This window comes from Stenotrophomonas sp. K-6, from assembly GCF_056861555.1.
The window spans coordinates 321,567-333,767 of the sequence record NZ_JBSPUC010000001.1; the positions used below are offsets into that span (position 1 = coordinate 321,567).

Consider the following 12,201-nt stretch of genomic DNA (forward strand, 5'->3'; position numbering starts at 1 on the left):
CATGACCCTGATTCCGAGCCCGATCTCCCGCCGCCTCATCGTCGGCCTGGCCAGCGTGTTGCTGCTGGCACTGCCGGCGGCCGCCCAGCCGCTCACACCGGCGCCGTCCCCCGCGCCGATCCGCTGCGAGGCCGACAGCTGCCGCAACGATGACGGGCTGCTGCTGCGCATCCTCGATGACAGCGAGCCGGAGCTACCCGGCCGCGCGGAGCTTCCCGCGGCCGGCGCGGTGCCGGCATCGCCGGCAGTCACCCCGGATGTCGCCGCGCGTAGTGGCCAGTTCATGGCCGAGCTGCCCAACGGCGGCGTGGTGTGGGCCACCGAAGACCCGACCATGGTGCCGCCCAGCCTGAGCGTGCAGGCAGCCGCCACGGTGCCGTTCGAGAATGGCCGGGTGATCCGTCCGCTGCGCTTCCACAGCTACAACAACTACGCCTCGTTCATCCAGAAACTGGAGGTCACGCTGTATCGCGGCACCGATACCGATCTGGTCACGCCGCTGGCCCGCATCGAGCTGCCGGCCGACTATGTCGGCGACGCGGAGTGGAGCGGTGAGTTGCCACCGCAGATCAAGCTGCGTACCGGTGATGAGCTGATCTACGTGGCGCGGGCCTACGGCGCCGGTGGTGCGTTCGATGAAACCCGCCTCCAGCGCATCCAACTGGTGACCCCGGCCGATTTCGATCGTGGCCTGCAGATCACCCGCGAGAGCGTGCAGAAGACATTGGGCCAGGCGTTGGATGGCGACAGCGCGCAGGACCTGCAGCTCAGCAACAGCATCTATGGGCAGAGCATGCTCCGCCTGCAGAACATTCCCATCCACGGCTCACGTGTGCGCCTGTACGGCCGCAACCTGGAGCCCAACAGCCGCGTGCGCATCAACGGCCAGGACTTCCCGGTCGATCTGGAGCAGAAGTTCGCCGCCGAGTTTCTCGAGCCGGTGGGCGAGCATCGTTACGACGTCAGTGTCGAATCGCGGGATGCACCGTCCGCGCAGCGTCAGCTGGATGTGGATGTCACCGGCCGCTACCTGTTCCTGGTCGCCATTGCGGATGTCACCGTCTCCAAGAACAGTGCCAGCGGAAATCTGCAGCCGCTCGCTGCCGATGATCGTGACGACGACAGCTTCCTCAGCGAAGGCAGACTGGCGTTCTATCTGAAGGGCAAGCTGCGCGGCAAGTACCTGGTGACCGCACAGGCCGATACCCAGGACCGTGAGCTGAAGTATCTGTTCCGCGATTTCACCCAGGCCGACGCGCAGGACGTGTTCCGCCGTCTTGATCCGGACCTGTACTACCCGGTGTACGGCGATGACTCCACCACGTACCGCGACGTGGATACCCAGGGCCGGTTGTACCTGCGCGTGGACTGGGATCAGAGCCAGGTGGTCTGGGGCAACTACGCCACCGGTATCACCGGCACCGAGTATGGCCAGTACGTGCGCTCGCTGTACGGCGGTGCGTTGAACTGGCGCTCGCTGGAGGCCACGCCGCTCGGTGAGGCGCGTTCGCAGGTGAAGGTGTTCGGCTCCGAGGCGCAGTCCGCCCCGGGCCACAGTGAATTCCTCGGCACCGGCGGCAGCCTGTACTACCTGCGCCACACCGATGTGCTGCCTGGCTCTGAGCAGGTGGTGCTGGAAGTGCGCGACCGCACCACCGGGCGCACCGAAACCCGCGCCACCCTGCAGGAGGGCGTCGACTACGAGATCGACAATCTGCAGGGCCGTTTGATCCTGACCCGGCCACTGGCACAGCTGACCCGCGAGAACGTGCGCAGCATCACCCGCGACATGCCGCTCGATGGCTACGACCAGTTGCTGCTGGTGGATTACGAATACGTGCCGCTGGGTTTCAGCAGCGATGATGTGACCTACGGCGCACGTGGCCGGCAGTGGATCGGCGATCACGTGGCGATCGGCGGCACCTGGATCGATGAGAACCGCAGCGGTGAGAACTACAGCCTCAAGGGCGCCGACCTCACCCTGCAGGCCGGGCGCGGCACCTACCTGAAGATGGAGCAGACCCGCACGGAAGCCACCGCCGCCCCGGTGTTCTATTCGGACAACGGTGGCCTGAGCTTCATCCGCCGCAACCCGTACGAAGGCCGGCGGTCGGGCACTGCCAGCGCCGTGGAAGCGCGTGCCAACCTGCGTGAGCTGGGCTGGACCACGCAGGATTGGAGCCTGGGCGCATGGTGGCGCGACGTGGACGCCGGCTTCTCGGTCGCGCGCCAGGACACCGGCCTGCCGATCCAGGAATACGGTGCGGAGTTCCTTGGCTATCTCAACGACGATTTCAGTCTGTACGGTCGACACACCCGGACCGAACAGGGCGAACTTGCCTTGGAGCAGAGCCAGCTGACTGCCGAGTGGCGGCTGGGCAACGACGGCCAGTTGACCGGTGAACTGCGCCGCGTGCGCGAGGAACAGGCACTGCAGAGCGTGGATGCGCTGCTCGCCGCGATCGGTTACCGCCAGCGTTTTGGATCGTCCTGGGAGCTGTACGGCACCGGCCAGGTCACGCTGGACGATGACGGTGGCGCCTACGAAAAGAACGACCTGCTTACCTTGGGGGCACGATATCTGTTCGGCGACCGCAGCAGTGTCGGTGCGGAAGTGAGCGGTGGCAGCCGCGGTCATGGTGCCAAGGTCGATGGCGAGTACCGCATGGCACCGGACCACAGCCTCTACGGCAGTTACAGCTACAGCACCGACCGCACCGGCACCGATCCGCTGTTCGATACCGGCCTGCAGAGTGGCTGGACGCTGGGCCAGCGCTGGCGGCTGAGCAACCAGGTCAATGTCTACAACGAGAGCCAGTATCTGAAGGATCGCCGCCAGGACAGCGCCGGCCTCGTGCACACCTTCGGCATGGATTTCTATCCCGCGCAGGGCTGGAACCTGGGCTTCACGATCATGGACGGCGAGCTCGATTCCACTCTCGGCCGCGTCGACCGCCGTGCCTACAGCATCAGTGGCGGGCGCACCGATGCGGTGGCGCAGTGGAACAGCAAGCTGGAGTACCGCCGCGACAGCGGTGCCGAGCAGCGCGAGCAGTGGGTGACAACCAACCGCCTGCTGTACAAGCTCAACGAAGACTGGCGGTTTGCGTTGCGCGCCAACTACGCCGACACCGAAGACCGCATCGACCGCCTGGCCGACGCCAAGCTGGTGGAGAGCAACATGGGCTTCGCCTGGCGCCCGCACGACAACACGCGCTGGGCCGGCTTCGGCAAGTTCACCTATCTCTACGACGTGGCCTCGCTTGGGCAGGAGGGCGGCAACCTGTACGACCAGCGGTCGCAGATCCTCTCGCTCGAAGGAATCCGGCAGCTCGGCGCGCGCTGGGAAGTGGCCGGCAAGCTGGCCTCGCGCTGGGGGGATTACCGCACCGGGCGCGGTGAGGGTGCCTGGTTGGACAGCCGTGCCGACTTCGCTGCCTTGCAGCTGCGCTATCGCCTGTTCGGGGAGTGGGAGGGCCTGGCCGAGCACCGCTGGTTGAAGGTGCGCGACGGCGGCGTGCGCAAAGGCTGGCTGGTGGGCGTGGATCGCCGGGTGGGGGAAAACTTCAAGGTCGGGGTGGGCTACAACTTCACCGAGTTCAGCGATGACATGACCGAGCTGAAGTACGACCAGAAAGGGTTCTTCCTGAATATGGCGGGGTATTACTAGCTTCGGCGGGTTCGGGCTGCCACGCATGGCGTGGCACCACCGGGGATCGCAATGTTGGCGGTCGGCGTCGGTGGGCGCAGGGCGCGCACGGGTAGAGCCAGGCCATGCCTGGCTGAACTGCCGACAACCTTTCCGGGATGAATGGGCGCTTCCGCCGGGCTGTTCAGCCAGAAAACACGCGATATGACCCCATTCACCATTCTATATTATTGATTTCATTGGGTTTGCTGCGCCGTTCTCAGGCTCTCGCCACTGTCATCATTTCGCGGTACGTTAGCGGTGTCTTCGGTGCCAGCGTCCCATGAACAGAACGCTGGAACTTCTTTCCCCTTTAGCAGTCCAATTCCGGGACTGCTAAGATGAGTGCTATGAGCCAGAACACCTCTACTGCCCTTGTGGCAAACAATCTCCCGATTCCCAGTGCGCTCGGTTCGCTGGACGCCTACATCGGTGCCGTGCACCAGATCCCGGTGCTGTCGGTCGATGACGAGCAGGACCTGGCCCGCCGCTTCCGCGACGAGCTGGATCTGGACGCCGCGCGCGAGCTGGTCCATTCCCACCTGCGCTTCGTGGTGCACGTCGCCCGCGGCTACAACGGCTACGGCCTTGCGCTGGGCGACCTGATCCAGGAAGGCAACATCGGCCTGATGAAGGCGGTGAAGCGCTTCGACCCGGACATGGGCGTTCGCCTGGTGTCGTTCGCGGTGCATTGGATCCGTGCGGAAATGCACGAGTTCATCCTCAAGAACTGGCGCATCGTCAAGGTCGCCACGACCAAGGCGCAGCGCAAGCTGTTCTTCAACCTGCGCAAGTCCAAGACCCGCCTGGGCTGGATGAACGCGGCCGAAGTCAGCGCGGTGGCCAAGGACCTGAACGTGTCCGAGCGCGAAGTGCTCGAGATGGAGTCGCGCCTGTCCGGTCGCGATATCGGTTTCGATCTCTCCAGCGATGATGATGACGATCATGCGCCGCCGTCGCCGGCTGCCTACCTGCGGGCCAACGAAGAAGATCCTTCGATGGCCTATGAGCGGATGGACAGCGAAGACAATCAGCTGCAGCTGCTGCGCGAAGGCATGGCCGAACTGGATGCGCGTTCGCGCGACATCATCCGCCGTCGCTGGTTGGACGCGGACAGCAAGGTGACGCTGCAGGAGCTGGCCGATGAGTACGGCGTCTCTGCAGAGCGCATCCGCCAGGTCGAGGCGAACGCGCTGAAGAAGATGAAGGCGCTGTTTACTGCCTGATGCAGTGACTGCCGTGGTTACGCAAAAAGGCCCGGCTGATGCCGGGCCTTTTTGCGTTCTGGCGCTCAGAGCAGCGCTTTGATGGGGCGTGGCCCCACCGTGCCAGGTCAACCCTGCTCGCGCGCAATCGCCCGCCAGCCGATATCGCGGCGGTGGAACTCATGGGCCCAGTGGATCGCACCGACGCCGGCGTAGGCGTTGCGCTGTGCCTCGCCCACCGTGCCGCCCAACGCAGCGACGCACAGCACGCGGCCGCCGGCGCTGAGCACCTGGCCTTGCGCGTCGAGCGTGGTGCCGGCATGGAACACTTTGGCCGTCGCGGCGACCGCATCCAGGCCGTGGATCACATCGCCGGTGATCGGGGTTTCCGGATACGGTGAGGCTGCCATCACCACGCCCAGCGACGGGCGCGGATCCCACTGGGCGTCCACCGTGTCCAGGCGCTCGTCGATCGCCGCTTCGACCAGATCCACCAGATCCGACTGCAGGCGCAGCATCACCGGCTGGGTTTCCGGGTCGCCAAAGCGCACGTTGAACTCGATCACCTTCGGCGCGCCGTTGGCATCGATCATCAGGCCCGCATAAAGGAAGCCGGTGAACGGAATGCCGTCGGCGATCATGCCCTGCACGGTCGGGTTGACCACCTCGCGCATCACGCGCGCATGCACTTCGTCGGTCACCACCGGGGCCGGCGAGTACGCGCCCATGCCGCCGGTGTTCGGGCCGGTATCACCGTCGCCGACGCGCTTGTGGTCCTGCGAGGTCGCCATCGGCAGTGCCGTCTTACCGTCCACCATCGAGATGAAGCTGGCTTCTTCGCCGTCCAGGAATTCTTCGATCACCACGCGTGCGCCGGCATCGCCGAAGGCATTGCCGGAGAGCATGTCACGCACCGCGTTCTCGGCCTCAGTGAGGGTCATCGCCACGATCACGCCCTTGCCGGCGGCCAGGCCATCGGCCTTGACCACGATCGGGGCGCCCTTGTCGCGCAGGTAGGCCAGCGCCGGCTCGACCTCGGTGTGCACCGCGTAGAACGCGGTCGGAATGTTGTGGCGGGCCAGGAAGTCCTTCGCATACGCCTTGCTGCCTTCCAGCTGGGCGGCGGCCGCGGTGGGCCCGAAGATGCGGTGCCCGGCGGCGCGGAAGCGGTCGACCACGCCGGCCACCAGCGGCACTTCCGGGCCGACCACGGTCAGGCCGATGTCTTCGGTGCCGACCAGCGCCAGCAGGCCGTCCAGATCGGTGACCTTGACGTCCACATTGCGGCACTTGGGCTCGGTGGCGGTGCCTGCATTGCCGGGAGCGACGATGACCTCGCGGACCTTCGCGGACTGGGCCAGCTTCCAGGCCAGGGCGTGTTCGCGGCCGCCAGCGCCAATGACCAGGATCTTCAATGCAGTTCTCGCGTAAGAGGGCAGGAACGTGATTTTACGCGGTGCGGGCGGCGGGCGCATTCGGGCGGTCGGTTGCGGTGGCAACCCCACGGCCTCAGCGGTCGGCGCAGCCGTCGCGCTGCAGGTCATCCGGTACCGGATACGCGCGCTGCCGGGCATCGAAGATGAGGTGGTAGTACTCGCTCGCCGGGCCCGTGCAGTCGTGGCCGCTGGCACGCACCGTCAACGGCCAGTAGCCATCCACGACGTTGCTGTCGCCCACGGTCGTGCTGAAGTCGACCGCGAACACGTCCTCGCCGCAGTCGGCCGGTTTGCCGTCACAGCCGTGCAGGGCGAGATTGTCGAGGTGGTCGCGGTACTGGGCGACATCGCGCAGGCGATCGTTGTGAAGGGCGACGTAGCTGCGCCAGATGCGCCGATGGCCCCGCCGGTGCTCCTCGTGGGTGATCTGGAAGGCATGGCGTTGCGGGCCGAGCTGCGCGATCTGGACCGTGCCGGGCGCACCGTGGCGGCCGTAGGGGCGCTGCAGGCGCTGGGCGATGACCAGCAGCGGATCGTTGGCCAGCTGCTGGGCAAGCGCGCCGCCGTGACTGGCCTCAACGTTGTCCTTGCCCAGGCGCAGCACATACAGGTCGACCCGCCCGGGTTCGACAGTGGCGGCGTCATCAAGAGTCTGGCACACCGCCAGCAGGGTCTGCTCGCTACCGTCGGTAGTGACCGTGTCACGCGCGCACACGCGGCGGGTGACCGGACGCAGCGCCTCGACCTCGGTGTCCTCCCAGTCGCCCTTCCATGGTGCATCGAGCAGAGCGGTGTCGCCGTAGCGCTTGCGCAGAAAGGCCAGCAGGCGCTGGTTGGCATCGCCCCGGACGTAGATCATGTCCTCCACCAGCGCCGTGGTTCTGAGCACCCGGCGGGGTGTGTCTGGATCGGGCGCTGCAGGTGTGCGATCACAGCCGGCCAGCAGCGCGAGCGCCACACCTGCCAGTGCCCATGAACGGATCACTCGCACCCTTCCCGCTGAAGCGCGTCGGGAAACGCATACGTCCACGTTTTCGGGTCCAGGGTGAAGCGATGTTCGCGCTGGACCGGCTTCCCGCCACACCCCAGGCCGGTCTCTTCAATCAGCAGCGGCCATTGCCGCGCCGCCGGATCGCGGCTGTCGAAGCGCAGCGTGAAATCGAGGTTGAACAGCCGCGCCTGGCAATCGGGTTCGGCGTCGGCATCGTCGCAGTCGTAGGCCGCGTTGTTGTCGATATGGCTGCGCACGCCACCGGCTTCCACCAGCCCGTTCGGGCCAGGCAGCACCAGCGTCTGCGTGATCAGCGAGTAGCCCTGGCCGAACCAGCCATGCTCGATGCGGAAACCGTAGAAGTCGCTGCCGGCGCGCAGGATCTGCACCGTGCCGGGTTCACCCTGGCTGCCGAAGTTCTGCCCGGTCAGTTCGGCGGCCACGACAAAGCGGTCCACCTCGGGGCGCAGCACGAAGAAGTCGATCGCGCCCGGGTCCGGGTGGGCATTCTCGAGGGGGGAGCCGCAGACGGCCAACAGCTGCTGCCAACTGTCGCCGGTCACCACCGGTTGCTCGGCACACACATGCCAATCGGTGAGGCGGGTATCGCCGTCCTGGGTCCAACTGCCACGCCATGTTCCTGAGAGCCTGGCGGCCTTGCCGTAGCGCTCGGTCAGGAAGGCCTGCAGGCGCTCCGTGCGGCTGACGTGGGCAAGCGGGGCGGCCTTCGCCGCGGCTGCATCGGGCACGGCCCGCGGCGCTGCCGGTGCACTGGCCGGCGTACAGCCAGCCAACCCTGCAGCGGTGGCGATCACCGCCGCTGCGAGGGCAGTGCGTTGCCGTGGCGACATCCGTGTCGATCCAGGCATCAGTGGCGGAAGTGCCGCACGCCGGTGAACACCATCGCCAGGCCATGCTCGTCGGCGGCGGCGATCACTTCGTTGTCGCGCATCGAGCCACCCGGCTGGATCACCGCCTTGATGCCGGCCGCCGCAGCGGCATCGATGCCGTCGCGGAACGGGAAGAACGCATCGGAGGCCATCACCGAGCCTTCCACCACCAGGTTCGCATCGGCAGCCTTGATGCCGGCGATGCGCGCCGAGTACACGCGGCTCATCTGGCCAGCACCGACACCGATGGTACGGTTGTCCTTGGCGTAGACGATGGCATTGGATTTGACGAACTTGGCGACCTTCCACGCGAACAGCAGATCGGCGAACTGCTTGTCGGTCGGCGCCAGCTTGCTCACCACGGTCAGTTCGTCGCGGCTCATGCCACGGTTGTCGGCGCTCTGCATCAGCAGGCCAGAACCAATCCGCTTGGTGTCGTAATTGTTGAGGCCCTGTCCGTGCGGAATGCGCAGCACGCGCACGTTGGCCTTCTTCTGCGCGTATTCCAGCGCAGCCGGCTCGTAGTCCGGGGCAATCAATACTTCCACGAACTGGCGGTCCAGGATCACCTTGGCGGTGGCGGCATCCAGCGGCTGGTTGAAGGCGATGATGCCGCCGAAGGCGCTGGTCGGGTCGGTCGCGTAGGCCAGCTCGTAGGCATCACCGTTACCGGCGCCCACGGCCACGCCGCACGGGTTGGCGTGCTTGACGATCACGCAGGCCGGCACGTCGAACTGACGCACGCATTCCCACGCGGCATCGGCGTCGGCCAGGTTGTTGTAGCTCAGTTCCTTGCCCTGCAGCTGCTGGAACGTGGCCAGCGTGCCCGGCACCGGGTACAGGTCGCGGTAGAACGCGCCGCTCTGGTGCGGGTTCTCGCCGTAGCGCAGGTCCATCACCTTCACGAAGCTGGAATTCATCTGCGCCGGGAATTCGGTGCGCACCGGCACCGCGGTGTCGGTGGTGGTCACGGCAGAGAGGTAATTGCTGATCGCCGCATCGTACTGGGCCACGCGGTTGAACGCGGCCACCGAGAAGGCGAAGCGCTTGGCGGCCGAGAGCTTGCCGTCATGGGCGTCCAGTTCGGCGAGCAGTTCGTCGTACTGCGACGGATCGGTCGCCACGGCCACGCGGGCGAAGTTCTTCGCCGCCGAACGCAGCATCGCCGGGCCACCGATGTCGATGTTCTCCACGGCGTCTTCCAGGGTGCAGTCTGCCTTGGCGGTCACTGACTCGAACGGATACAGGTTCAGCACCAGCAGATCGATCGCGCCGATGCCGTGCTCGGCCATCACTGCGTCATCCAGCCCCGCGCGGCCGAGCAGGCCACCGTGCACCATCGGGTGCAGGGTCTTGACCCGGCCGTCCATCATTTCCGGGAAGCCGGTGACGTCGGCCACGTCCTTCACTGCCAGGCCGGCCTCACGGATCGCCTTGGCGGTACCGCCGGTGGAGAGCAGCTCCACGTTGCGCGCCGCCAGGGCGCGGGCCAGGTCGATCAGACCGGTTTTGTCGGAAACAGACAGCAGGGCCCGGCGCACGGGCAGCAGATCGGAACTCATGGGGGCAGGAGATCGAAGCGGAGCGGGGCCATATTGTAGGCCAGTGGCGCGGGCATGGCCCCAGAAACGTCAAAGGCCGGTACCGAGCGCTGCTCGATCCGGCCTTGTTCCGCTGGCGCGACGCAGGCGCCCACCGGCATCAGGTCGCGATGCCGTATTCCTTGAGCTTCTTGCGCAGGGTGGCGCGGTGGATGCCCAGCATCGCCGCGGCGCGACTCTGGTTGCCTTCGCAGTGGTTCAGCACTTCCACGAACAGCGGGATTTCCATTTCGCGCAGCACGATCTCGTAGACATCGTCCGCATCGCAGCCATCCAGGTCCCGCAGGTAGCGCCGGACCGACTGGGCCACGTGTTCGCGCAGGGGTGGCTTGGGCGCGCCACGACTGTTGTCAGGACGAGAAAGGACAGCGTTCAAGGAGTTTCCCGGTGCAAGAGCCGGGGCGGACAACAGCCCACGGCGGAAGGGTGATGGGACCAGTCTAGCGCGTGCGTCGGCTGCCTGCCACGCTCCGGCCGACCCGGCGACGCCTCAGAGGAACTCAAAGGTGAATGCGACGGTAGACGCTGCGGGCTCGCGCACGCGGAAGGCAATCTGTGCGCTCTGGCCGGGTTCCAGCGTGGCTGCCGGGTCTGTTGTGCGATCCAGATAGTCGGCCGGCGCGAACACATTGGTGCCGATCACGCGGCCATCGGCATCGGACAGTGACAGCCGCAGCGACGGCCACGCCTGGGCCCAGCGGGCATCGTTGCGGATGCTCGCCTGCACCTGCAGCGCGCCGGCCTGGCCCGGAACGGGACGCACATCGCGGCTGAGCATGCTGAACGCCGCCGGCTCGCGCCAGGCTGGCACTGAACAGCGCAGCACGCTGCACAACCCGGCGATCCACGGGCGCGTGCCCGCATCGGCAGCGAGCCGGTCGCGGTCGGCTACGGCAATCTGGACCAGCAGCACGGCGGCCAGCCCGGCGACCATTCCCCACTGCCAGCGCGGCGTGCGCAGGCGCGCACCGGGCAGGCGCAGGAAGCTCGGCGTGGTGATCGCCTCCGCTGGCGGCAGGGCCGCGGTGGCGCTGCCGCGTGCGGCCTCAGTGAGGCCGTCCGCATCTTCCAGGGGCGCTATCGATGGCGCTGCGGTGTCAGCGGGCGACGTGGCCGCTGACCCAGCGTCGGCAATCGGCGTGCGTTCGGATGGAGGGGGCAGGTCGAGTTCGAACGCCGGTGCCGTGCGCTGCGGCGCGTGCACCGGTTGTGCATCGATCACCTGTTCCACCGCCAACGGCGCGATGCCATCGTCCACGGGCGACGTCGGCAACGCCTCCGCGTCGTCGTGGGACAGCGAAGACGGCTCAGCCGGATCGGCCAGCGCCTCCGGCGACGGACGCAGGAACGTGGCGATCGGGCGTCGCGGCGGCATCGGAGGCTCGGACATGGGCACGGGACCGGGCAGGAGACGGGCTATTCAAGCACGGCGGACGCCGGTGATGCGCATCCAATCGCCGTCCTGCGCCACCGCCAGCTGTTCAAAGGCCGGGGCATAGCGTTCCAGCAGTTCGCCTTCCTGCCCATGCAGGATGCCCGACAGCGCGATGCGGCCGCCCGGTGCCACGCGTGCGGCCAGCACATCGGCCAGTGCATCCAGCGCGGAGGCCAGAATGTTCGCCACCACGACCGGATAGGTTGCCTGCGGCTCATCGTCCGGCAGGTAGACCTGCACGCGGTCCTGCAGGCCATTGCGCTCGGCGTTGTCGCCGGTGGCGATCACCGCCTGCGGGTCGTTGTCCACGCCGACCGCGCGGGCAGCGCCCAGCTTCAGCGCCGCCAGGGCCAGGATGCCCGAGCCGCAGCCGAAATCGAGCACGGTGTTCCCGGCCAGTGCGCCTTCGGTGGCCAGGCCGTCCAGCCAGCGCAGGCACAGCGCGGTGGTCGGGTGGGTACCGGAGCCGAATGCCAAGCCCGGGTCCAGGCGGACCACGGCGGCATCCTCGGCCTGTGCGGCCTCTGGAAGCTCATGGTTCCACGGCACGATCCAGGTGCGGTCACCGAAAGCCATCGGCTGGAACTGGTCGATCCAGGCGCGTTCCCAGTCTTCATCGGCCACGGCGCGGAAGCTGGCATTGGCCCAGTCCAGGCCCGGGTCGAAGGCGTCCAGTGCAGCCAGCAGGGCCAGCGCGTTGGTGTCGCCCGGGAACAGCGCGGTCAGCACCAGATCGTTCCACAACGGGGTCTCGCCCACGCCCGGCTCCAGGATCGCGCGCTCGTTGCTGGTGTCGGCATCGGCATCGAGCAGGGTCACCGCCAGCGCGCCCACGTCGTCCAGCGCATTCTCATAGCGCGGCTGGGTGGCTTCGGTGCAGTGCAGGGTGAGTTCCAGGAAGGGCATGGGGGCAGGGACCGGCGGAAAACCGTGCATGTTAGACCAGTGCGGGCCG

General features: G+C 67.0%; 9 protein-coding genes. 2 read left to right on the forward strand and 7 right to left on the reverse strand.

Features of this window, described 5'->3' with window-relative positions; translation table 11 throughout:
* Position 1 precedes the first annotated feature (1 nt).
* Positions 2–3,670: a TonB-dependent receptor gene (locus tag AC13F7_RS01400; protein WP_482999009.1), complete on the forward strand. Its 3,669-nt coding sequence runs from the start codon at positions 2–4 to the stop codon at positions 3,668–3,670.
* 368 nt (positions 3,671–4,038) lie between these two features.
* Complete coding sequence (rpoH, locus tag AC13F7_RS01405) at positions 4,039–4,914, forward strand: RNA polymerase sigma factor RpoH (RefSeq protein ID WP_019183519.1); 876 nt, start codon at positions 4,039–4,041, stop codon at positions 4,912–4,914.
* A gap of 107 nt (positions 4,915–5,021) precedes the next feature.
* Here rpoH and purD read toward each other — a convergent pair whose 3' ends face one another.
* The 7 genes from purD to prmA all read right to left on the reverse strand — a co-directional run bounded on the left by purD (position 5,022) and on the right by prmA (position 12,152).
* Positions 5,022–6,308 carry a phosphoribosylamine--glycine ligase gene (purD, locus tag AC13F7_RS01410; protein ID WP_482999010.1) on the reverse strand — a complete coding sequence of 429 codons (1,287 nt, stop codon included), beginning with the start codon at positions 6,306–6,308 and terminating at the stop codon, positions 5,022–5,024.
* Positions 6,309–6,402: 94 nt separating this feature from the next.
* Positions 6,403–7,314, reverse strand: coding sequence for a hypothetical protein (locus AC13F7_RS01415; RefSeq protein WP_482999011.1), 912 nt, complete (start codon positions 7,312–7,314; stop codon positions 6,403–6,405).
* A complete protein-coding gene (locus AC13F7_RS01420) occupies positions 7,311–8,171 on the reverse strand; it encodes a hypothetical protein (RefSeq protein WP_482999012.1) in 861 nt (286 codons plus the stop codon). The genes AC13F7_RS01415 and AC13F7_RS01420 overlap by 4 nt, the downstream gene beginning before the upstream one ends.
* 17 nt (positions 8,172–8,188) lie before the next feature.
* Complete coding sequence (gene purH / locus AC13F7_RS01425; protein WP_482999013.1) at positions 8,189–9,772, reverse strand: bifunctional phosphoribosylaminoimidazolecarboxamide formyltransferase/IMP cyclohydrolase; 1,584 nt, start codon at positions 9,770–9,772, stop codon at positions 8,189–8,191.
* A 139-nt stretch (positions 9,773–9,911) separates the two neighbouring features.
* Positions 9,912–10,187 carry a DNA-binding transcriptional regulator Fis gene (gene fis, locus AC13F7_RS01430; protein ID WP_038685853.1) on the reverse strand — a complete coding sequence of 92 codons (276 nt, stop codon included), beginning with the start codon at positions 10,185–10,187 and terminating at the stop codon, positions 9,912–9,914.
* A gap of 114 nt (positions 10,188–10,301) precedes the next feature.
* On the reverse strand, positions 10,302–11,201 hold the full coding sequence (locus tag AC13F7_RS01435) for a DUF3426 domain-containing protein (RefSeq protein ID WP_482999014.1): 900 nt from the start codon (positions 11,199–11,201) through the stop codon (positions 10,302–10,304).
* Positions 11,202–11,231: 30 nt separating this feature from the next.
* Positions 11,232–12,152, reverse strand: a complete 921-nt coding sequence (gene prmA, locus AC13F7_RS01440) for a 50S ribosomal protein L11 methyltransferase (RefSeq protein ID WP_482999015.1) — start codon at positions 12,150–12,152, stop codon at positions 11,232–11,234.
* Between the last annotated feature and the right edge of the window lie 49 nt (positions 12,153–12,201).

Coding starts and splice junctions, on each gene's coding strand:
- purH (WP_482999013.1), bottom strand. CDS start 9,772: ATGAGTTCCGATCTGCTGCCCGTGCGCCGGGCCCTGCTGTCTGTTTCC.
- AC13F7_RS01435 (WP_482999014.1), bottom strand. CDS start 11,201: ATGTCCGAGCCTCCGATGCCGCCGCGACGCCCGATCGCCACGTTCCTG.
- AC13F7_RS01400 (WP_482999009.1), top strand. CDS start 2: ATGACCCTGATTCCGAGCCCGATCTCCCGCCGCCTCATCGTCGGCCTG.
- prmA (WP_482999015.1), bottom strand. CDS start 12,152: ATGCCCTTCCTGGAACTCACCCTGCACTGCACCGAAGCCACCCAGCCG.
- rpoH (WP_019183519.1), top strand. CDS start 4,039: ATGAGCCAGAACACCTCTACTGCCCTTGTGGCAAACAATCTCCCGATT.
- AC13F7_RS01420 (WP_482999012.1), bottom strand. CDS start 8,171: ATGTCGCCACGGCAACGCACTGCCCTCGCAGCGGCGGTGATCGCCACC.